At 69.8% G+C, this 22,005-nt stretch carries 17 protein-coding genes and 1 pseudogene; 7 read left to right on the top strand and 11 right to left on the bottom strand.

The features are described from left to right. The first annotated feature begins 136 nt into the window (after positions 1–136). The 3 genes from AB0C16_RS29800 (at position 137) to AB0C16_RS29790 (ending at position 3,890) form a co-directional block, all read left to right on the top strand. Positions 137–2,041, top strand: coding sequence for an MGMT family protein (locus AB0C16_RS29800; RefSeq protein ID WP_357687552.1), 1,905 nt, complete (start codon positions 137–139; stop codon positions 2,039–2,041). A gap of 160 nt (positions 2,042–2,201) precedes the next feature. Further along, the gene (locus AB0C16_RS29795) at positions 2,202–3,368 is read left to right on the top strand and encodes an acyl-CoA dehydrogenase family protein (RefSeq protein ID WP_357687550.1); all 1,167 of its coding nucleotides are present in this window, start codon (positions 2,202–2,204) and stop codon (positions 3,366–3,368) included. A gap of 135 nt (positions 3,369–3,503) precedes the next feature. After that, on the top strand, positions 3,504–3,890 hold the full coding sequence (locus tag AB0C16_RS29790; RefSeq protein ID WP_357687549.1) for a TraR/DksA C4-type zinc finger protein: 387 nt from the start codon (positions 3,504–3,506) through the stop codon (positions 3,888–3,890). A 169-nt stretch (positions 3,891–4,059) separates the two neighbouring features. Here the strand turns inward: AB0C16_RS29790 and AB0C16_RS29785 are convergent, their stop codons facing one another. Together AB0C16_RS29785 and AB0C16_RS29780 are read right to left on the bottom strand one after the other, a co-directional pair. Then, positions 4,060–4,239: a hypothetical protein gene (locus AB0C16_RS29785; protein ID WP_357687547.1), complete on the bottom strand. Its 180-nt coding sequence runs from the start codon at positions 4,237–4,239 to the stop codon at positions 4,060–4,062. A gap of 265 nt (positions 4,240–4,504) precedes the next feature. Then, positions 4,505–5,071, bottom strand: coding sequence for an ABATE domain-containing protein (locus AB0C16_RS29780; RefSeq protein ID WP_357687545.1), 567 nt, complete (start codon positions 5,069–5,071; stop codon positions 4,505–4,507). 95 nt (positions 5,072–5,166) lie between these two features. Here AB0C16_RS29780 and AB0C16_RS29775 point away from each other — a divergent pair, with 95 nt between their 5' ends. The 3 genes from AB0C16_RS29775 (at position 5,167) to AB0C16_RS29765 (ending at position 7,477) form a co-directional block, all read left to right on the top strand. Beyond that, a complete protein-coding gene (locus AB0C16_RS29775) occupies positions 5,167–6,411 on the top strand; it encodes an MFS transporter (RefSeq protein ID WP_357687543.1) in 1,245 nt (414 codons plus the stop codon). Between the two features lie 62 nt (positions 6,412–6,473). Next, a complete protein-coding gene (locus AB0C16_RS29770) occupies positions 6,474–6,842 on the top strand; it encodes a hypothetical protein (RefSeq protein WP_357687542.1) in 369 nt (122 codons plus the stop codon). Positions 6,843–6,925: 83 nt separating this feature from the next. Beyond that, positions 6,926–7,477 (top strand): hypothetical protein, encoded by a 552-nt coding sequence (locus AB0C16_RS29765; RefSeq protein ID WP_357687540.1) that lies wholly within the window; start codon positions 6,926–6,928, stop codon positions 7,475–7,477. Positions 7,478–7,667: 190 nt separating this feature from the next. On the opposite strand, the gene AB0C16_RS29760 is transcribed toward AB0C16_RS29765, so the two are convergent. From AB0C16_RS29760 to AB0C16_RS29725, 8 genes are all read right to left on the bottom strand, one after another. Beyond that, positions 7,668–9,491, bottom strand: a complete 1,824-nt coding sequence (locus tag AB0C16_RS29760; protein WP_357687539.1) for an ABC transporter ATP-binding protein — start codon at positions 9,489–9,491, stop codon at positions 7,668–7,670. Further along, the gene (locus tag AB0C16_RS29755; protein WP_357687537.1) at positions 9,491–11,335 is read right to left on the bottom strand and encodes an ABC transporter ATP-binding protein; all 1,845 of its coding nucleotides are present in this window, start codon (positions 11,333–11,335) and stop codon (positions 9,491–9,493) included. Before AB0C16_RS29755 ends, AB0C16_RS29760 begins: the two co-directional genes overlap by 1 nt. A 114-nt stretch (positions 11,336–11,449) precedes the next feature. Continuing rightward, positions 11,450–12,682 (bottom strand): TIGR02679 family protein, encoded by a 1,233-nt coding sequence (locus tag AB0C16_RS29750; protein ID WP_357687535.1) that lies wholly within the window; start codon positions 12,680–12,682, stop codon positions 11,450–11,452. Next, positions 12,679–16,752, bottom strand: a complete 4,074-nt coding sequence (locus tag AB0C16_RS29745) for a TIGR02680 family protein (RefSeq protein ID WP_357687533.1) — start codon at positions 16,750–16,752, stop codon at positions 12,679–12,681. The genes AB0C16_RS29750 and AB0C16_RS29745 overlap by 4 nt, the downstream gene beginning before the upstream one ends. Further along, positions 16,749–17,936, bottom strand: coding sequence for a TIGR02678 family protein (locus tag AB0C16_RS29740; protein WP_357687531.1), 1,188 nt, complete (start codon positions 17,934–17,936; stop codon positions 16,749–16,751). Before AB0C16_RS29740 ends, AB0C16_RS29745 begins: the two co-directional genes overlap by 4 nt. Beyond that, the gene (locus AB0C16_RS29735) at positions 17,929–19,437 is read right to left on the bottom strand and encodes a TIGR02677 family protein (RefSeq protein WP_357687530.1); all 1,509 of its coding nucleotides are present in this window, start codon (positions 19,435–19,437) and stop codon (positions 17,929–17,931) included. The genes AB0C16_RS29740 and AB0C16_RS29735 overlap by 8 nt, the downstream gene beginning before the upstream one ends. A 93-nt stretch (positions 19,438–19,530) precedes the next feature. Next, positions 19,531–20,670, bottom strand: coding sequence for a serine hydrolase domain-containing protein (locus AB0C16_RS29730; RefSeq protein WP_357687528.1), 1,140 nt, complete (start codon positions 20,668–20,670; stop codon positions 19,531–19,533). Between the two features lie 36 nt (positions 20,671–20,706). Further along, the gene (locus AB0C16_RS29725) at positions 20,707–20,868 is read right to left on the bottom strand and encodes a QsdR family transcriptional regulator (protein WP_357687526.1); all 162 of its coding nucleotides are present in this window, start codon (positions 20,866–20,868) and stop codon (positions 20,707–20,709) included. A gap of 470 nt (positions 20,869–21,338) precedes the next feature. Between AB0C16_RS29725 and AB0C16_RS29720 the strand changes: the two genes are divergently transcribed. After that, positions 21,339–21,674 carry a cupin domain-containing protein gene (locus AB0C16_RS29720; RefSeq protein ID WP_357687524.1) on the top strand — a complete coding sequence of 112 codons (336 nt, stop codon included), beginning with the start codon at positions 21,339–21,341 and terminating at the stop codon, positions 21,672–21,674. A 147-nt stretch (positions 21,675–21,821) separates the two neighbouring features. Here the strand turns inward: AB0C16_RS29720 and AB0C16_RS29715 are convergent. Further along, positions 21,822–22,005, bottom strand: a pseudogene (locus AB0C16_RS29715) (hypothetical protein); the annotation flags it as partial.

Raw genomic sequence — 22,005 nt, 5'->3', positions numbered from 1 at the left:
GGAATAGATCACTGTCGCGGGGGTGCGAAAGAGTCGGATCGTTTGAGACGCTACGTGAGCGTCCGGTAACTAGTGTGCTGTTCGAACCTGCTACTGATCGGACCATTGACCGCTTCCAGAGAGTACGGAGCCATCCGTGTCCTTCGCTGAGCACATCGCACCGATTCTCCGCGCGACCATGGAGATACTGCGCGAAGCCGGCCATCCCATGCAGCCCGAGTCAGTGCGTGATGCGATCACGAAGAGAGTCGAGATCTCACCCGAGCACCAAGAGCTCAACGCACACGGCCAGATGCGCTGGTGGGCGCAGTTAGGCTTCCGAACGGGCGAAGCAGCGTCTCTAGGCTGGATGATCAAGAGAAACGGCTGGTCGATCACAGACTCAGGCATCCACGCGCTGGGCCGGTTTCCAGGAGTCGAGCTCTACCACGAGCTGACACGTCAATACCGGGCGCGTCGCGTGGCCGCTGAGACACGCAGCTACACCGATCCCCGGTGGAGGACGGTCTTGGAGGCCTTGGCCCGCCTGACGCCCGGCACCTGGACTACCTATGGCGACCTGGCCGAACTAGTCGGCATGTCAGCACAGTCGGTCGGAGGCTTCATGGCCTCATCGCTCGAATCCTTGAACGTCCATCGAGTGCTCCAAGCGAACGGCCGCATCTCGCCGGGTTTTCGCTGGCTGGATCCCGAACGGACCGATGATCCCCGTGAGGTTCTGGAGCGGGAAGGAGTCCGGTTCGATCCCGCCGGTCGAGCCTCCCCTTCCCAACGGGTCAGGGCCGACGCCTTCCGCCGGATGCTTACGGATCTGCTGCCTCTCCCTGTCATGGGAACCGTGGTTGACGACACTCCAGGGGCGTTCGAGCAGTTCCAGCGCAACCTGGACTACGCCCGACAGCTCGTCCATGGGGGCCGGAGCCTGGAAAGACTCAAGGTCGGCGCCTTCGATGTCACGGACCTCTACCGAGCCGCCTGGACCCAGGCCGTCGCGGCGCTCGACCACTGGGTCACCCGGGAAATCATCGACCGTGGAGTGGCGCTCGCCCAGCGCCCCGGAGCGACGCGCCCTCCCAGGTTCAACAGCCTGTCCATCCCCGTCGAGTTGTTCGAGAAGGTCCACCATCACGACGAACCCCTCGCCGAATCTTTCCGGGCCTACCTGGAACAGTTCTTCGGGTTCATGACCTTTCAGAACCCCAACAAGATCAAGGAAGGGTTCGCTTACGTCAGCACCGTCAACCTCTGGCCGGCGGTCGCTGAGATCCTCACCGAACAAGATCCGGCGACACCGATCACAGCCGACGAAATACGTACTCAACTCAGAGACATCGCATGGCGCCGGAACAACATCGCACACACAGCCGATCACGACCCCGAGCGCTCCGACCAGAAGAAGGCCGTCAACGCCCAAGAGGCCGAGCAGACCATCGATACACTCGAGTCGATCGCGATATCGATACTCCAAGCACTCGGCGATCCGCTCCCGACCACGGATTACGACTCCGCCCCAGCCGAGGCCGGTCCCCTTGGCGCCGCTCCTGCACCGACCGCGACCGAGTCGTCCGGCCTCGTCAGAGGATCGAGCAAGTGGGACGAACGCAGCCTCCTCAGTGCGCTGGAACAGTACTGCCCCTCTAAGGTGGCCGACACTCTCCTGGCCGTCTACCGGCATGCGGAGCGCCATCCATCCTTCCGCGGCTACTACTTCGGCGAAGCCGCTTATCCCTCGGTCACGGCCTGGTTCAGCCTCGGTCACGACGAAGCGGCCGTGTGGAGCATCTATACGGGCGTCAGCAAATCGGTTCTGTCGATCAACTTCGAGTGGATGCGCAACCGAGGAGCGTCCGGCGACCGCCTCATACGACTAGCCGACACGCTCGGAGCCCTCCCCGAATGGAGGGACGTACCCGCACAGTTGGCGTCCGCCGACTACGCCAGGCGGCCATCCCTTGCTCCATCGGCCCTGGCTCGTCCCGATGCCTCTTGGCTCGTCATCGAAGCCCTGAATGACTTCTTGGCCGTGGACATCAACCTCTGACAGTCACGTTCAGCTCCGCGGGTCCGCGAAGCGCGCTGACGCTCGTCGGAGCCCTCGTCCGGGCTTGTGGACGGCTACCGGCACTGGACAACATGCCGCTTACGTGATCTGACGGAAGGAGTAAAGGGCGCCGTCCATCACGAAAACAGGAGGCCCTGGAATGAGCGATACGCCGCGACTGCACACCGCCGGCACCACCCTGCTGGACCGAGCCCGCGAGCTGCGCCCGCTGATCGAGCGCGAGGCGGCCACCGCCGAGGCGCAGGGCAGGCTCACCATCTCTGTCGTGGACGCCCTGCACGAGGCAGGACTTTTCGGCATCTGGGTGCCTGTGCCGCTGGGCGGCGCCGAGCTCTCCCCGAGAGAACTGATCGCCGTCTTCGAGGAGCTCTCCTACGCCGACCCCTCGACGGGCTGGGTGGTCATGGCCACCACGCTGGAGAACGGCACAGCTGGTGCCTACCTGGGCGACGAGGCCGTCGAACGGATCTTCAACGGCCCGCGGATGCCGGTCTTCGCGGGTCAGGGCACCCGGCCCGGCACCGCCGTACGCGAAGACGGCGGTTTCCGCCTCAGCGGGCAGTGGAGCTTCGCCTCGGGCATGCCGCACGCCCAGTACGTCCACAGCCTGGGTGCCATCGAGGGCACCGGCGAGGCCCGGATCTTCATCACCCCGATCGAGGACGTCAAGATGCTCGGCAACTGGGACGTCCTGGGCCTGCGCGCGACAGGCAGCATCGACTACTCCATCGACGGCGCCTTCGTACCGGAGTCCCAGACGCACGTCTTCACCCAGAACGAGCCGCTGCGCGGCGGCGCGATCTACCGGCTCGGCGTGCTCGACCAGGCGTTGATCTGCCACTCCGCCTGGGCGCTCGGGGTCGGCCGCCGGCTACTCGACGAGCTGATCCGCTACGCCGGGGCACGGGCCGGGCGGCCCGGCCAGATCGCCGGCAGTGACGCCTTCCACGCCGACTTCGCCCGTGCCGAGGCGACGTTCCGCGCGGCGGAGGCGCTGGTGCACGCGACATGGGACGACACGGAACGCACCCTGGACTCTGGCCGGACGCTCGACGTACGCCAGGAGACGATGGTGCGGCTCGCGCTCAACCACGTCACGTCGACGGTCGCCGAGGTGGCCCGTTTCGTCTACGCGTCGGGCGGCACCTCGGCGCTGCGCGACGGGCTGATCCAGCGGCTGTTCAGGGACGTCCACGCCGGCACCGCGCACATCACCTCGGGCCCGCAGCTGCTTCGGGAGTGCGGGCGCGAACTGGCCGGTCTGGCTCCGGACCAATCCTGGACGCTCTTCGCCCTGGAGGCGTGAGCAGGGGCGTTCAGGACCGCGACCATCGCAGGCGGTCCGCGGGCGACCATCGCAGGAGGTTCAGCGGTGCGACCAGCCCAGAGCATCTCAAGGGAAGGGCGGCGCATACCCTGGCTGGGAAGGTGAGGAGCCGTCATGACCGAACAGCATCGGGACGCCGCGCTTTCCCTCTCCGAGCAGGCGACCATACGAGAACTACTCGACGCCGACCGTCGCAGGACCACGGACCGTGTCGCCCTGCTGGGCCGCGACCGGGACGAGATCGTCACATCGTCGGCGCTGACGGCCTCCGACGATGAGCACGACCCCGAGGGCACGTCCACGGCGTTCGAGCGGGCCCATGTCCAGGCCCTTCTCGATCAGGCCCTGACACACCTCGCCGAACTGGACCTCGCTTCCGAGCGGCTACGCGATGGCACCTACGGGACCTGCGCGAGGTGCGGGCAACGCATTCCCATCGAGCGCCTGAAGGTCCTCCCGGCCATCAAGACCTGCGTGAGCTGCGCCTCCCGCCGCCGCTGACCCGCGGACCGGACCTGGCCGGACTGATCTAAGCCGGGCATCCGCCAGCGATGCGCGAAACAGAACGGTCTCCTGCACGAAAACAGAGCAGGCACGACCTTGTCGAAGGTCGTGCCTGCTCGTATGTCCCACCCGGCACGGGCCCTGTGCCGGGTGGGACAAGGACGTCTTAGACGTCCTTGCACCACATCCAGCCGTAGTCCGGAACCCAGCAGCGGTACCAGCCGTCACTTGGCCTGGCCTGGGCTGCGCTGCCGAGGATGGTCAAGGACGCTGCGGCGATCACCGCGACCGCGGTGATCCGGCGACCCGCGCGCGCGAAGGCACCGGTCTTCTTCTCGTTCGTCATGCCCCCATTCCACCGCGTCCCTCTTGCAACGCTCTTAAATCTGGCTGCACCACGCAACTCAGGCCACTTCCCCCGGCCGTCGCGCCGCCCGGGTGACCACTCCAGCCGCCGCCGGGCCGCCACCGCCACGTTGCCGCCACCCTCGGCACCCGCCAGCACGATCCGCGCCCGCATCGCCAGCGCCTGGCCCAGCCCTGCGGGACGGCCGCCTTCAGCAGGGGCGCGGAAAGCCCCTGGATCCTCTGGTGACCCGCGTCGGCGGGCGTCAGGAGGACCGGGTCGCGTAGTAGCGGCGGGACTTGTCGCGGCTGCCGCAGGTGGTCATGCTGCACCAGCGGCGGCGGTTGTTCTTGCTGGTGTCGAGGAAAAGCCAGCAGCATGACGGGCACTCGCCCAGCCGGCCGAGCGGCCCATGGCCGAGCAGTTCCATCGCGGACGCGGCGACCTCCCAGAGCAGGATCCGTGCCGTCCCCGGTGTATCCCATGTGAGCCGGTAGTGCAGATCCTCCCCCTCGCCCCGTCTGTCGTCGAGGCGGCCGTGCGCGACGCCGTCGGCATGCGTGGCGGCGATGGCGTCCAGGTCCGCGCGGGGCGGTCGCTCACCGTGCGCGAGCGGCTGGAACACCCGGAACACCACCTCACGCAACTCCCGCGCCGCGGGCAGCGCGGCGGCGAGCCCGGCCGTCTCCTCGATCGGGTGCCCCACGGCCCGGGCCCAGGTCTCGGCTTCCTCCGCACTGGCCAGCCAGTCCCGCCGCGCCACCGGGCGGGCGTTGACGGTGTTGGCGAAGTCCAGGCAGAGCGCGTTGCCGACCAGTTCGACATCCATCATCACACCAGTATCTCACTGCTCAAATGCCGTTGACAGGTCAGAGCAGAGAAAGCCAGGCTATGACCGATCAACAATATTTGAAAGGTAAGAACGTCGTGCTTCCCCTATCACTCGGCCGGCCGTTCAACGCGCTGTGGTTCGGCACCGGTGCCGCGAACCTGGGAGACGGCATGGCGTTGTTCGTGCTGCCCTTGCTGGCCATCGCCGTCGACGCGTCCCCCGGTGGGGTCGCCGCCGTCACCGCGGCGCTGACCTTGGCCTGGCCGCTCTTCGGGCTGCACGCCGGCTGGATCGTCGACCGGGTCGACCGCCGCGTGGTCCTCACCAGCGTCAACCTGGTCCGCGCCCTCGCACTGGCCGGCCTCACCGCGGCCCACCTCACCGGCACGCTGTCGCTGCCGCTCATCCTGGCCGGGGCCGTGCTGCTCGGCGCCGCCGAGACGCTCGTCGACACGGCGCTGACGGCGACCATCCCGATGGTCGTCGCGCCCGCCGGCCGCAACCGGGCCAACGCGCGCATCGAGGCGACCATCAACATCACCAACCAACTCGCCGGCCCGCCGCTCGCGGGCCTGCTGGCCGCGGCCACCCTCGCCCTGGCCACCGGCGCCAGCGCGGCGCTCTACGTGCTGGCCGCCGCCGGCGTGCTCGCGATGACGCTGCGCCGCCCGCCCGCCGGACCACGCGCCGCGAGCGGCGCCGTGGTCGCCGGCTTCCGCCACCTCTGGCGGCAGCCGGTCGTGCGGACCCTGACCCTCTTCACCGCCGCCATGAACATCCCGTGGGCCGTCGCGACCGCCCTCCTCGTCGTGTACGCGGTATCTCCCGGTCCGCTCGGCCTCAGCACGGCGCAGTACGGGCTGGTGCTGACCGCGATGGCGGTGGGCGGCCTGCTCGCGTCGATGGTGGTGGAGCGGCTGCGCCACAGGTTCGGCGTGACCAAACTGCTGATCGCCGACGCCGCCGGGACCGTCCTGCTGGTGGCTCCCGTGGCCGTGGACGGCCCGGTGTGGACCGTGGCCGCGGGCGCGGTGGTCGCCGGAGCGGGCTCCAGCATCTGGCGCATCCTGGTCGCCACCATCCGGCAGAACCTGTCACCGCCCGACCTGCTCGGCCGCATCTACGCCGCCTCGCGCGTGCTCAGCTGGGGCGTCATCCCCGTCGGCGCCGCCCTGGCCGGCCTGGCGGCCGAGCTCTGGGGCGTGCGGGCGGTGTTCGTCATCGCCACCGTGCTCGCCGCCGTCATCCTGGCCGCCTTCATCCCGTACGTGCTGCGTACGGACCTGTCGGCGGCTGTCGAGACAGAGCAGTCCCCGCCGCCTGTGCAGCCGGTCGTGTGAGGGCGTCCTCCCCAAGCACGGCTCGACCGGCCGAATGCCCGCGTACGTGGTAGGTCCTGTCGTTGGCCGCCGCGCTGCGGCTGCTGTTGAGCTGCGACGTCACGGTCCTGGTGATCTGCCCCGACCGTGGGGTCGCCGCCCACTACGCACGGCCGATCGACTCCGGGCTGACGGGCTACCGCCTCCAGGGCCGGGTGCTAGGACCGGACGACATTCCGGCCATCACCGACCCCCACCAGGCCGCAGCTCACCTGCAACTGTCAGCCATGGCGGTCATGGTCCACGGCGGTGATCGCAAGGTCGTCGAGGCGTTCGCCATGGCTTTGGCCGAACTGCGCGACGACGTCCTTCGGCCATCAGCCACAGCTGCTCCTGAGGTCTTCCGGCCACGGGTTTCCCGCGTCGAGGAGGGCGGCCACGGCGATGGGTAATCACGTTTGTCCCTTATCGCAACGCTTTAGGATATGGGCGACCGTACCTAGATCATCGCCGCGAGAGGTTGGAGTCGAGGCCCATGACCAGTGTTTCAGTGCCCGAAGGGTTCGGTGACCTCTGGTCCGAGAACCGAGATCGGCAGAACGCCGCGTACGACGAGATGATGAAGGCGACCGGCGATCCGGTTCCCTGGGCTTATGAGGTATGGGATGAGGTGGTCGGAAATCTCGTCCACGACGACAACCACAACCGGGCGATCGCATCGCAGATCCTGTGCAACCTGGCGATCAGCGACCCGGAGCAGCGCATTCTGAAAGGCATCCCCTCGCTGATCGAGGTGACCAGGGACAAGCGATTCGTGACGGCGCGCCACTGCCTGCAGTCGCTGTGGAAGATCGGGCTCGCGGGGCCCGTGCAGCGAGCGGCTGTGGTTGACGCGCTCGTTGTACGATTCGCCGATTGCGAGTCGGAGAAGAACTACACGCTCATCCGAAACGACATCGTCGTCGGACTGCGAAATCTGCACAAGGCCACCGGCGACGAGACGATCGAGCAACGGGTGCCAGCGCTCATCGAGACCGAGAATGACGCCAAATATCGAGGTAAATACGCTAAATCCTGGCGTCAATGACGCCGCCGTTGCGCTGTGAGGCCACCGCCGGCACCCTCGTTCGCATCGACTCGGCCGCCTCACCCGGAGTGACCGCGGCGGTCAGGCCGGCATGAGGCCGGCGTCGCGGCCATCGGCTGGTGGCATGGTGAGTGACGACCGTCAGGCGGACCGCAGGTGTGGGACCCGACGGCCGCGTAGCCGGCCGGGATCAGTCACCGCCGACGGCGACGAACCCGGAGCCGGCGCGATAGTTGGGCGACTGGTGCCGGAAGTAGGTGTTGTAGACCTGGCAGTAGCGGCCACCCCGAGCCAGCAGCGTCGCGTGGTCGCCCTCCTCCACGATCCGGCCGTGGTCGAGCACGATGATGCGGTCGACGTGCTCGATCGTGGACAGCCGGTGGGCGATGACGATCGAGGTGCGGCCGGCCAGCACCAGGTCGAGGCCCTCCTGGATCTGGGCCTCGGTCAGCGGGTCGACACTGGCCGTGGCCTCGTCGAGCACCACGATCGCCGGGTCCTGGATGAGCAGGCGGGCCAGCGCGACGAGCTGGCGCTGGCCCATCGACAGGGCGCGGCCGTGCTCGCCCACATCGGTGCGCAAGCCGTGGGGCAGGGCGTCGATCCAGTCGCCGCCCCCGACCGCGGTCGCGGCGGCGAGCACCTCCTCGTCGCCGGCGTCGGGCCTCGGGTAGCGGATGTTGTCGGCGACCGTGCCGCTGAACAGGAACGGAGCCTGCGGGACCGCGCCGATCTGCCTGCGGTAGCCGGCCAGCTCAAGGGTGCGGATGTCGCGGCCGTCGATCAGCAGGCTGCCTTCCTGGAACTCGTAGAACCGGGTGATCAGCTTGCTGAGCGTCGACTTGCCCGCACCGGTGTGGCCGACGAGAGCCACGGTCTCACCGGCCTCGATGAGCAGGTCGAAGTCGCGGAGCACGGGGTTGGCGGCGTCGTAGCCGAAGGTGAGGTGCTGGAACTCGATGCGGCCTGCCAGCCTGCCGACGGGTTGCGCGTCGGTCTGCACCACGCGGGGCTGGGCGTCGATCAGGGCGAAGACCCGCTCGGACGCCGACAGGCCCTGCTGGAACTGGGACCAGAAGGCGGCGATGGACGTCAGCGGGAACCAGAAGAGCGACACTCCCTGCAGGAAGAGGTACCAGTCGCCGGCGGACAGGCCGCCCCCGAGCACCGAGGTGCCGCCCAGGTGGACGAGCGCGACGGTCGCGAGGCCGGCCACGAGGAAGAGCACCGGGAAGATGGCGGAGAAGACGAACCCCTGTCTGAGGGTCACCCGGTAGCTCTGCTCGTTGATGGGCCGGAACTCGTCGTAGACCTGCCGCTCCTGGCGGAAGTTCTTGGCCACGGCGATGCCGCCCATGGTCTCCTGCAGGTTGGCGTTGACCCGGCTCAGCGAGCGTTGCGCCCTGCGGGTGCTGATGCGGGCGAGCCGCCGGAAGACCAGCGCGATGCCCACCACGACCGGCACCATCAGGAGGGTCAGCAGGGCGAGCTCGACGCTGCGCAGGAACAGCAGGACCGTGACGAAACCCACCATCAGCACCTGGCTGATCAGGTCCATGGTCAGCGTGGACACCGTGGCGAAGTCGTCGGTGTCGGACGTCACCCGGCTGACGATCTTGCCTGACGGCGTCTCGTCGTAGAAGGACAGATCGCGCTCGAGCACGGCGTCGAACGCGTCTTCGCGCAGGCGGAGGACGACGTCGCCGGTGACCCTCGCGCTGTGCCACTGCCGGACGAAGTTGAACAGCCAGCCGAGCGCCCCGGCGAGCAGGAGCCCCACCGTGAGCTGCCATCCCACCTCGGCGATCGTGCCGTCGGCGATCGCGTCGACGCCCCAGCTCGCCACCAACGGCATGGCCGCCTGGCTCGCCGAGACCAGCACGATCATGGCGGCCACCAGGAGCATCGCTCCCAGCTTCGGCCTGAAGTAGGACAGGATCCGGCGCAGCAGGTCACGGTCGTTGTAGCTGCGGTCGTAGTCTTCGGCGTCGAGGCCGTCCATGACGAAACCCATCAGCGGGCCCTCCCCTGCTCGCTCGCCAGGACCGGCGGCTCGGCCGCCGGTCCTGGCTGCTCGGCCGCGCCGGCGACCTCGTCGTAGTGGGCGAAGATCCGCTGGTAGAGGCGGCTCCGCGCGATCAGCTCGTCGTGCGTGCCGTAGTCGACCAGCTCGCCGCGCCTGAGCAGAAGGACCTTGTCGGCCCAGCGGATCTGGGAGAGGCGATGGGTGATCAGCAACGTCGTGCGCCCGTCGAGGATGCGGCCGATCGCCTGCTGGATCCTGTCCTCGGTCGCGGAGTCGACGGCGCTGGTCGAGTCGTCGAGCACGAGGATCGCCGGGTCGGTCAGCAACGCCCGCGCGATGGCCAGGCGCTGGCGCTGGCCTCCCGACAGGGTGACGCCGCGCTCGCCGATGACCGTGTCGTAGCCGTCGTCGAGCTCGGCGACGAACTCGGCGGCCTGCGCGTCCTCGGCCGCCCTGACCACGGCCTCGCGATCGGCCCGCTGGCCCAGGCTGAAGGCGATGTTGGCGGCCACCGACCGGGAGAAGAGCACGATGTCCTGCTCGATGGTGGAGATCTGGGAGCGCAGCGAGTCGAGGTCCCACTCGCGCACGTCGACGCCGTCGACCAGGATCCGGCCCGAGGTCACGTCGTAGATCCGGGGGACTAGCTTGGTCAGCGTGCTCTTGCCGGAACCGGTCTCGCCGACGATCGCCACCGTCTCGCCCGGCCGCACGGTGAACGTCACCCCGCGGAGCACCGGCTCGCCCTCCCCGTAGCCGAACGTCACGTCGTCGAAGACGATCTCGCCGGTGATGGGCGCGGCGTGGCCGTCGGCCCGCTGCTCCAGCTCGGTCTCGGAGTTGATGATGCTCAGGATCCTGCGGGAGGACACGATGCCGAGCTGGACCAGCGAGAACGTGAACATCGACATCTGCGTCGGGAAGCCCAGCATGGCCGTCAAGCCCATGAACGCCACCAGCTCGCCGATGGTGATCGCCCCCGCGCCGTGGAGGTAGAGGGCGTGCCACAGCGCCCCGGCCATCGCGCAGGCGAACAGCAGGGTGGGCAGGTAGCGGGCCTGGACCAGGCCGTTGCGGACGAAGGAGTCGCGGTAGAGGCGCGCCTGGGAGCGGAACCGCCGCCGCTCCTGCCCCTCCTGCGCGGTCACCTTGATGACCTCGATGCCGCGGACGGCCTGGTTGAGCCCCGCGTTGAGGTCGCCGAACTGCTCGCGCATGCGGGTCGCCACCGGGTTGAGCTGCCGCATGTAGTGCCAGAGGGCGAACCCGAAGGCGACCGTGAAGACGCCGGGCACCAGCAGCAGCCGCGGGTCGATCGCGCCGATGAAGACGAGCGGCACCAGGCCGGTGAGGCCGGAGTCGACGATCAGGTCGACCCCCGGAGTGATCATGATGGAGAGCTGGCGGATGTCGTTGGCCGCCCGGGCCATCAGGTCGCCGACCCGCTGCCGGTTGTGGAACGTCTGGCTCTTGCCGAGCAGGCTCACGTAGAGCTCGTCGCGGGCGTCGCGCTCCAGCCGCTTGGCCAGGACCTCGCTCGACAGCCGGGCGGCGAGATCGAACAGCCCACGGGCCGACACGATCGCCAGCAGCGCCAGCGTGATCAGCCCCAGCGCGGCCGCCGGGTCTCCCCGCTCTCCCAGCACGGCGTCGAAGGCCGCGCCGGTGAGCTGGGGAACCGAGGCGTTGAGCACCACCATGACGAGCGACCCGCCGAGGAAGCCGGTCAGGTGCAGCGGATGGCGGCGCAGGTGGGACCAGAGCCAGCGCACCGGACCACGCCCGTTGTAGCGCGGACCGGAAACGGAGAACTCCGAACTGCTGGTGGTCACGGCGAGGCCCCCGGCCGCAGGTAGGCGTACATCGAACCTGTTTTCTACCATCGGCCTCCGACAGTTTCCCAACGGTTTTCCGGTCCCCGTCCCGCTGGGCGCAGAGCCGGGATCTCAGGTCCCGCTTCCCCATCCGCCCGCTGATCTCAGGTCGGCGAGCAGGCCCGGGATGAGCCGCTCCTCCATGACCGCCCGGCCCGTCCGCGCCATGCGCTCGGCCAGCCCCAGCTCCCAAGGGCTGCCGGATCGGCTGCCACGCAGCGGCTCCGACTCGCCACCCGACAGCGCGCGGTCATAGGTCTCCAGATCCATCCGCCATGCCGTCGCCCCGTAGCGGGTGATCGCCTCGGCGGTGGTCCGGAGGCCGGTCCAGTCGAAGTCTCCCCGCCAGTGGACGGGCCGTCCCGAGCAGGCCGCGAGCAGCCGGTGGCAGGCGATGGAGGGGATCCCTTCCGTGCAGATCAGGGCCGCGCCGGGGATGCCGGCCGCGGCCCTGAGCACCGCGGGGTTCTCGCACACGTAGACGACCGGCGAGGTCACAGTGACGGGCATGGTGTCGAGTTGGTGCAGCGTGACGCGGAACGGGATGCGGTGGCGGGCCGCCGACGACAGCCACTCGGCAAGCGCGGATCCCTCCGCCGTCAGCCCCAGGACCAGGACCTGGCTGGCCAGATCGTCCACGATCACTCCGGCGGACTCCCACAGCGCCCGGCGCTCCGCAGCCGTCACCGGAGCGCTCTCTCCCGCCCGCCACGCCAGCGCGCGCAGCACGAGCCTGGCGAGCGGCGAGCCGGACAGCGCCTTGGTGTCGCCCGTCGCCCGCTCGGCGATCACGGTCAGCGGGGCCGGGTCGGCGGGAAGCAGATCGAGTACGGCACGCACGTGGCGAGCCTGCCCGGTGCCGCCCTGCCGGACGAGTCTGGTCAGGGTGCCGTCGGCCGACAGCGAGTCGAGCCAGTCGGCCATCCAGAGCTCCCCGGCGTGCCGGCCATCGGACAGCGTGGCGAGGATCCCGGCTCGGGCCATGTCCTCGTCCGCCAGGGTCTCCGCCCGCACCGGGATGTGACCGACCAGCCCGTGTACGGCGGTGCGGAGGTCATCGCAGATGCCGGCCTCCCGCAGGACGGCCTGGATCAGCTCCGGCCGCACATTCAGCGATCCGGCCCCCTGCCGGTTCCTGCGGCCGAGCAGTCCGGCGACCGCCCTGCGCTCGGCGTCGGACGGCGTCGCCAGCACGATCGGCGCGTAGAGGTCCTGTCCGAGCTCGATCCGCCTGACCAGCCTGGACAGCAGGCGCTCCAGCTCCGGGGCGCCGAGCGTGCGGCGCAACCGCGCGACGTCGGTCACCAGAGGGAGGCACCGGAGCCACCGGAGCCACCGGAGCCGCCGGAGCCACCGGAGCCACCGGAGTCGCCGGCATCGCCGGCATCGTCCGGGACCTTCGGCCGGCGGTCTCGCACAGCGTGCTCCACTCGTTCGGCGCTCCTGCCGTCCCATTCCCAGGTCGTCACATGGACCGCGTCGATGCCGTCCCGGCGAACGAGCTGGTGGGCGGCGATGCCGGGCACCGTCGAGTAGAACCCCCACTCCCGCTCGCTGGTCATCGCCACATCGAGGTCAAAGGCCGTCAGCAGTCCCAGACACTTGGCCCGGGCGTCGTCGTCCACGCCCGCGAACGCCTCGTCGAGGGTGACCAGCCTCGGCGCGTGCGGGTGTGCCGACCGGTAGTGGGCGGATGCGGCGGCGAACAGCGGCAGCGACACCGTCAGGACCCGCTCACCGCCGGAGGCCGGGCCCGAGGCCGGCCGCCAGCCGCCGTCCTGGTGGCGTTCGATGACGAACGTGTGCCAGCCGCGGTAGTCGAGGGCCCGGCGCAGATGCTCGGCCCAGGTGCCGTGCTCGTCCTTGAGCCGCTCGGCCTCGATCTGCGTCTGGAGGAAGTCGCCGACGGCCGCCCTGTCGGCCGGGGACCAGAGATCCGCTCCCTGCCGCAGCAGCCTGGCCCTGGCCTCGGCCAGGGCCGCCGGGCCGTCCTTGCGTGGCAGCCATGACATGCGCAGCCTCATGCCGGTCGAGGTCGGGCGTTCCTTCAGCTCCCGGTTCATCTGGGCCACCTGCTCGTCACCGTCGGCGATGAGCTGTTGCAGGTGCGCGGCGACGTCGTTGACCAGGTGCTCTTCGACGATCCCCCGTTGCCGCGCGGTGAGGGTGCGCTCCCGGTAGTCGATCTCGCCGTCGAGCAGCGCGGTCAGCTCTCCGGGCGGTCGTTCCCTGCCCTGGAACTGGATCGTCACCACGAACCAGTCCGACAGGCCCGCCATGGCGTGGTGGCCATGACGGGTGAGCGCTTCGGCCAGCTCGGTGTACTTGCGGGTGATCTCGTCCTGCACCCTGCGCCAGGCGTCGTCGGAGTCGTCCACGTCGGTGAGGAGTTGCTCGGCGCGGCGGGCCAGCCGGACGGCGGGCTCGGCCGCCCACGACCCGGGCGGCTCGATGTCACAGGCGACGCCGAGCAGCCCGGTCTCCGCGAACCTCCGCAGCGCGGCGATGGCCGCGTCACGCCGTTCGAGGACCGCGGTCATGCTTTCGACGAGTTGTTCCTCCCTGCCCTGCGCCCTGGCTCGTCGCTCCGTGGCCTCCCGGTGCCTGCCGTCCAGACGCTTGATCTCAGCGCTCAGCGCGGTGATCCGTGACTTGGCCTCGGCCAAGCGAGCCTTGAGATCGTCCACCGAGGCGCCGACCGCGGCCTGGAGCGCCACCAGCCGCCCGTGCTGCTCCGCGGCCCTGCGCACGGCGTCCCGCTCACGCTCGTGGGCGTGTCCCAGCTCCCGCTCCGCCGACTCCAGCTCATCCGCCCAGGTCAGAACCTCCGTCGTCCGGCCCGCGTGCAACCGTGTGGCGCCGGCCAGCTCGGTGATCGTCTGCCGGTAGTCGGCGAGCGCCTCCCTGGTTTCGTCGAGCCCGGTCAGCGTGGCGGGCAGGCAGGTGTCGGCCGCCGCGCGGTCGCGGTCCTCCGCGGCCCGCGTCAGGTCGTCCTGGGCCCAGCTCACGTCGTTCGCCTGGCTTTCGACCGACCGTACGGCGTCCAGGTGCCGGTCGGCGGCCGTGGCCACCGTGGCGTGGGCGGCACGCAGTTCCTCGTCGCGAGGGTGGCCTTCCGCCTCGGCGGCCACCGCTTTCTGCCGGGCGGCCAGCACGTCGGCCGCCTTGCGTGCCTCTTCGACCTCCTCCGCCGCGGCCGCCGTCAGCTCGGCCAGCTCGGCCAGGCGACGCGTGCGGGCCTCCTCACGTGCCGCCGCGCCGATGTACTCGGCGCGATCCTTGGCCCATGACCCGTGCAGCGGCCCGAGCCGCCACCGGCCGCCGGCCGTCACGTACGGGCCGTCCTGCTCGCCCAGGCCGATCGTCGCCAGCACGGCTCGCGCCGCCTCGTCATCGGTGACCAGCGCGCCGGTGAGAGCGTGCGCGGCCGGCCGATCAGGTAGGGCGATCACATCGTGCGTGGCGGGGTCGAGCAGCCGCCCGTCCGGCATGATCCAGGCGTCGAGCAGCCCAGACGCCTCCAGCGCCGCCTCGATCCCGGCGCGCGCCCGTTCTTCCAGCCCTTCCCTGAAGTCGGTCAGCTCCCACAGCGCCGCACCCGGCCTGCCCTCGCGGACGCCCTCTTCTCGTGTGTACGGCGGACGCGGCCGGGCCAGCTCGCCCTCCTCCAGCCGGTCACGTTCGTCGCACAGCTCGCGCAGGGCGGTTTCGGCCCGCTCCAGACCGACGATCGCGACCGCGCGCTCGCCGGCCAGGCGCTGGCCGGCGCGCTGCGCCACCGCGCGCAGATGATGCTCGGCGGGATGCGACCCGACCAGGTTCGCCGTCCAGGCGGGCAGATCCAGCTCCTCGGGGTCGCCGAGGGTGAGCTCGGTCAGGCCCAGACCGTAGCGGCGCCACTCGGTGACGTGGGCGGACGCCGCCGTCTCCAACTCCTCTCCGGCACGGGCCAGCCGGTCGGCCGCGGTGTCACGCTCGCCCTCCAGCCTGGTCAGGACGGTGCGTGCCTGGATCAGCTCACGTTCGGCGCTCTCGGCCACCTTGGCGAGCGCCATCACGTGGGCCACCGCCTGGCTCCTGACGGCCATGCCGCTGCGCGCGGCGGCCTCGGCTTTCGTGATCGCGTCCTCGTCGGCCGCTGCGGCGATCGCCGAACAGTGGTCCTTCAGTCCGGCTCTCTCCTCGATCCGGGCGGCACCGGACCGGCCGCGTTCCACCGCGTCGCCGGTTTCCCGCGCGGCCGTGACGGCTTCGGCGTGCCGGTGCCGCCGACTCGTCCGCGTCGTCTCGGCCCGTTCGACGGCGTCCCGCGCGGCGGTCACGCCCCTGTCGGCCTCCTCGGCGTAGCGCTCGGCCGCGTCGAGGTCCTTCAGCCGCGGATCGCCCGCCAGCTCTTCACGGATCGCGTGCTGCTCGCCGAGCGCGACCTGCGCGGTCTCCCGGCCGGACGCCGCCTCCGCCTCGGCCAGGCCCTCTCGCGTGATCTCCTCGCGGGCTGTGGCGAGGTCGCGATTGACCTGCTCGTACGCCGAGTGCGCGACGCGTAGTTCGCGGCTCTGGCGCCTGGCGGCCACAGCCGCGTAGCGCTGGTATCGCCCCAGGAAGCGTCGCACGTGCTCCAGGGTGTCGCGGAGCCCCGTCAGCTCGTCACGCTGCTGCTCCAGGTCGTGGAACGCCGCGGCCACGTCGGAGATGATCGCCTGGTCGACGGGCGGCAGCGCCTGCGACAGGGCCTCCGACAGTTTCGCCTCATCGGGGCGCTTGGACAGCTGCGGTTGGCGGAGCTGGATCAGCAGGTTGATGAGCGCGTCATATCGCTCCGCGCCCAGGTGGAACAGGTGCTCGTCGAGCATCCGCCGGTAGTGCTCCGCCCGCTGGGTCACCTGTCCCGACAGTCCGATGGCTTCAATGAGGCGATCCCGGGACAGGGCGGTCCCGTTCTTCCCGATCAGGTAGAGCTCCTCCCCCACCCGCTGAGAGGTCAGGAAGAACCAGCGGTCGGCTATCCCCCTGCCCTTCACCGCCTTCAGGCCGCAGCCGATGGTGACGTAGGCGCGCTCGCCGTCCTCGGTGATCCGGCCGAACTCCAGCCAGGTGTAGCCAAGCCGCTCGTCGTACTTGCCGCCGAGCAGCAGGTTCCACTCCATGCGCTTGCCCCGGTCGCCGTCGGGCTCGACGCGGCTCGGTGACAGCTCGCCGTCCAGCAGAAAGGGCAGCGTGAGCGCCAGCACCTTCGACTTGCCGGTGCCGTTGTTGCCGCGGAACAGGACCCGTCCGTCGCGGAACCAGAACTCTTGGTAGTCGTAGTAGAACAGGTCGACCAGGCCCGTCCGGAGCGGCTGCCAGCGGGTGGTGGAGGCGATCGGCTGGGTCATTTCCGGTCCTTCCCCGTGATGACGGCCTCGGCGAAGCCGAAGCGCGCCAGAGCCGGCAGCGAGGTCACGGTCTGCCCCCGGACCTGGATGAGGCCCAGGGCCCGCAGGCGGTGGACGGCTCCGGCGGTCAGTTCCGGCACCAAAGCGTTCTTACGCCAGTGTGTACGGTGCCGCTCGGCCAGGCGGGCCATGTGCTCGTGCAGGTCGTCGAGGTGGACGGGCTGCCCCGGATACATCCTCAGCCGCTCGGCCAGATGCTCGGCGAGCAGCAGGGTCGCATGACCGTCGGTGCCCTCCTCGGGCATGCCCAGATCCGTGGCCTCACCGGTGGGGTCCAGCAGCGCGATGCCCTCGGCCCTGACCTCCGCGACGAATCCCGTCGCGTCCACGATCCTTTTGATCATCGGTCCGCGCTGGCGTTCGAGGTAGACCCGCTCGGGTTCGGTCATCTCCCGGTAGTAGAGGACGGGATCGTCCAGCAGGCGCCGGGTGAGAGAGTGGCGGATCATCCTGTTGCGGCCGTCCTCGGTGTCCGGGACGAGCTCGGCGCTGATCTCGGCCAGGCGTTCGTCCAGCTCGGTCGAGGTCACTGTGGAGGGTCCTTTGCGGGTGGTCAGCAGGACAGCCAGCACACGGCGGTCCACGTCGTAGAGCGCGTCTCCGGATCCGCTGACGAAGGCCGCCTCGTCGCCGGCCACCTTGGTGAGGACGCCGGTGCCGATCAGCAGGCCCGAGACGGCCACGAGATCGGCGCGCTCCTCGCGGTTGGCCAGCGTGAAGGTGACGCCCGAGGTGGCCAGCTCTTCGTCTCCCGCGAGGGCCAGGAGCCGTTCGGCCAGCCAGCCGAGCGTTAGCTGGCTCTCCGCCCGTTCCAACACCGCCAACGCCAGGCAGACCAGGACATAACGACGACGGCTGAAGGCCACCTTGCCCTTTGCCTGAGCGGCTCGGGTGCCGTCGCGGTGGCGGACCGGCACCTTGCGCAGCCGTGCCACGGCCGTGTCGGTGTAGAGCGCCCAGCCGGTCTCGCGGGCGAACCAGTCGGCCAGCCACCCGGCGTGCTTGCGCACCAGCTTGTATTCAGGCAGCTCCGGCGTCAGCAGGGGGCGGCGCAGCAGCGCGCGCACCGCCTTCCGGCGCTCGTCCTCCTGCTGCGCCTCCAGGACATCCCGCACCTCAGCCACCGGTCACCCCCACCGGGCTCGTCAGGTCGATGATCGTGAGCTCGTGGTCCGGACCGCGGAGCGTTCCGGATTGGGTGCGGATCTCGGCGTGTCCGTCCACCGGGCGCATGACGATCTCCAGGCTTCCGTCCGCCGTCCTGGTCGTGACCTCACCGGGCCCGAGTGACAGGGCCTCGCCCAGCAGACGCAGGAACAGCTGGAACTCGGCCGGATCCAGGGTGCCGAGCTCGCTCAACAGGATGGGCTTGCCCGTGGCCAGGCGGCTGCGGGCCCGCTCGGCCTGATCGCGCTCGGCGGCCACGAACTCGGCCAGGTGGGCGCGCTGCCGGCTGCGGTCGATGACCTTGCTCGGCGCCCCGCGGCGCTGGTAGCTGCCGGTGGCGCGCAGCCGTACGGAGATCTCCACCTGGGGTGCCTCCGACCAGCTGACGGCTGCCGGCACATCGTCGCCCGAGTCGCCTTCGACGGTCAGATGGCGAGACGACGTCAGGCCGAAGGCCGCCCGCCACAGCCGGTGGGCGTCGCCATCGGTCGGACATTGGGCGAACCAACGAGCCAGCGCCCTGAAATCAGCCGATCTGTCACTACGGCCCGCCCGGCGTTCCTGCAACACGCTGATCGTCGCGAGCAGGTCGGGAATGGCCTGCCGGGCCCGCGAACGGAGAAGATCGGCCTGGCACGGACGCGCCCGGTCCCCCACGAACCACGACCGCAGCCCCGACCAGCGGTCGCGCCACGCGGCCAGCTTGAACTCGGCGGCCTCACCCGGCTCGGACTCCCCGCCCGGGGCGACGTCGGCGGCCTCCCTGTCGGCGGCCAGCCGTAGCAGCCCTTCGGCGTCGTCCAGCTCACGAAGCGTCACGGCGATGTCGTACGCCTTGACGACCAGTTCCGAGACGAACCGTTCGAGATAGGCGATCAACCGGTCCTTGTAGGCGAGGAAGGCCTCCTCCTCGATGTCCTGCAGGTCCATGGTCCGCTGCAGGCTGCCCATGAAGGCGCTGGCGTTGGCGGCCAGGCTGTCGAGCCTGTTGACGATCTCCAGCAGGAGGCTGTGCACCACCGCGGCGTCCGGCCGCTCGCCCAGACCCACGAGCGCGTGCAACCGGACCCGGATGTCCTCGAGCGCGACGGCCTGCAGCTCGCCCCGCCGGCCCAGCTCCTGCTCGAAGACGTCGAGTGCCCGCTCAGCGGCTTCGCCTTCGCGGCTCAGCTGGTAGAGGTAGCGGGCACGGTAGAAGTCCTCGACCGTGGTGACCCGGCCGGTGTCCGGGTCCGCCCGCAGGTTGCCCCAGTCCTTCAGGCTGCTCAGGGCCTTGTCGACCTGATCCTGACCGACCGGGTCGCCGCCGTCCGTGCGGAGCGACTCCGCCACGTCCTCGGGACGCAGATGAACCACGAACCGTCGCTTGTTGAGCGTGAACACGCTCATCACCCGGCGATAGAGCACGACGTTGGGGGCATCAAGGTGCGCGAAAACGCTCGTCAGTGAGGAAGTCATGACGTTACGTCAGTATGCCGTATCGAACGGGTCGACCGGAGTAAGTACCACGAACAGATCAGCACGCTGCCAGAGGTTCCTGGAGCCGGGCGGCTAACGCAGCGCGTCGTAGACGGCCTGGCCGTAGGCGGCGCTCCGGTCGGAGCCGATGATGCCCGGCGCCATCCTGTTCATCATGTACGAGATCGTCATCCGCCGATCGAGATCCATGATGATCATCGATCCACCCCATCCGCCCCAGAAGCAGATCCTCTCGTCGGGGATCCACGCGATGGTGTCGCGCTGCGGCAGTCCGTAACCGATGCCCCACCGCAGGGGCACGCCGAGGACCAGGTCGACGCCGTTGGCCTGCTCGTCGAAGATGAGGTCGATCGTCTTCCGTCCCAGCAGCCGGACGCCGTCGACCTCGCCGCCGCGGGCGACCGCCGACAGGACGCGGGCGACCGAGCGGGCGTTGCCGTGCCCGTTCAGGCCGCCCATGTCGGCCTGGCGCCAGGCGGGGGTGTTGGCGAAGCCCGCGTCCAGGACGGGTCCGGTGAAGGTCTTGACGACAACGCTGTCCGGCCCGAGGGCGCTCAGGTCGAACGGCAGTGGCGGCGGCGGGATCACGTTCGCGATGCGGCCCCAGTCCTTCTCGGCGGCCCCGATCTGGAAGTCGGCGCCCAGGGGGCCGGCGATCTCCTCGGCGACGAACCGCCTCAGGCTCTTCCCGCTCACGCGGCGTACGACCTCACCGATCAGGTGGCCGAAGTTGGCGGCGTGGTAGCCCGAGGCCGAGCCCGGTGTCCACCACGGCGGCTGGGCGGCCATCCGGGCCGTGGACCGTTCCCAGTCGTAGAGGTCCTCGACCACGGCCGGCTGGGCGAGGCCCGAGACCCCGGAGGTGTGCGAAAGCAGGTGACGGACCTCGACGTCCTGCTTGCCGTTGGCCGCGAACTCGGGCCAGTAGGTGGCGACCGGCGCGTGGACGTCGAGCTCGCCGCGGTCGACGAGCATGAGCGCGGCGAGGCTGGTGACGGCCTTGGTGGTGGACCAGACGTTGGTGATGGTGTGCTCGTCCCACGCCGTGGTGCGGGCCTGGTCGCGGAAGCCGCCCCAGAGGTCGATGACGATGTCGCCGTCGATGTCGAGGACGAGGGACGCTCCCAGCTCCTCTCCGGAGGCGAGGTTCTGTTCGAGCGCGGTGCGTACGGCGTCGAATCGGGGGTCGCACGTGCCGTGTAAGTCGGTCATGATCAGTCTCCTCCGCGAGGGCCTGCGGGCGGTCGGTCAGCTCGGCCTGGGGGTGTTGGCGATGCTCCGTGGAGCAGTGCGGTGATGGCGGCTTCGGCCTTGCCCCTCGTCAGAGGGCTCGCCGGTGATGAGATCGGGGTAGATGAACGATTCGCCGATGCGCACGACGAGGTAGGCGAGATCGGATCGGCGCGTCAACGGGTTTGGAGGAACGACCGGAAGTACCTGTCGAGCGCGGTGGCGATCTTCTGCAGGTCGATCCGCTCGCCGGCGATGAACGCCCTGCGGGCATGTCGCAGCGCGGTGGTGGCGCTCGGCCGCTCGTCACCCTGTGGGGGGTCGGGAGGCCTGGACGTCCGCCGGAGAACACTCCGTTCGCTCTGTGGAACCCGCGGCGTTCATGGCCGCATCGTATTCTCCGAACATTGCCACAAACAAGGAAAAATGTTGCGCCCTTCTCCTCGCCACAGCCGCGATTCAGCGGTCTGCGGCAATGGCCGAACAATTCCCTACATGTCACTATTTGCAGGTGCGTCGAGCCAAGATGAACACATCCGCACAGAACAGCCATCGGGCTGAGCTCACCGGGTGAGCTCGCGAGCTGAGCTTGCGAAACGCAGGGCTGGGGTGCCGTGGTGGGCGGGTCGGGGGTGGGGCAGACTCGTGACATGCAGAAGATCCCTTTGGACGTGCTCGTACGGGAACATCTGGAGCGTGCCGCGACGGCCGCGTCCGGGCGCAGCGCCGAGACCCTGTTCGGTGGCCAGGGGCACGCGCTCCGGCAGACGCTCTTCGCCCTGACGGCCGGCACGTCTCTGTCCGAGCACGCGAGCCCCGGCGACGCCACGCTCCTGGTGCTGCGCGGGCGGGTACGGCTGCGCGGCGGCGACGGACCGCTGGACGGGGTGGCCGGCGACTTCCTGAAGGTGCCGGACGACCCCCACAGCCTGGAGGCCCTGGAGGACGCCGCCGTGCTGCTCACCGTCGCCAAGATCATGGCGTAACCGGTCAGCGGACGCGCTTGTCCCGCGACCGGTACGTGCAGCCCTCTGTCGCGACCGGCACAGCGAAACGCCCCGTCCCTGGTCAGGGGCGGGGCGTCGGGAGTACGGTCCGATGCCCACCGCGTGGGTGGGCATCGGCGGTGCCGGTCACTTCAGGTACGGGTTGCGCTGGACGATCGGCAGCTTGCCCAGGCCGAGCGTGGTGCCGGCGCCGGCCAGGGCCAGGCCGACCATCACGATCGCGTAGATGATGTGGTCGTCCATGAAGGGGTTGGTGGTCAGGGGCAGTGCGGCCGCCCACATCATGACCATCAGGAGGCTTCCGGTGACG

The sequence above is a fragment of the Nonomuraea sp. NPDC048916 genome, from assembly GCF_040649575.1.
Taxonomy (GTDB): Bacteria; Actinomycetota; Actinomycetes; order Streptosporangiales; family Streptosporangiaceae; genus Nonomuraea.
The sequence above is the reverse complement of the archived record's forward strand: the minus strand, read 5'-3'. Positions and strand labels throughout refer to the sequence as shown.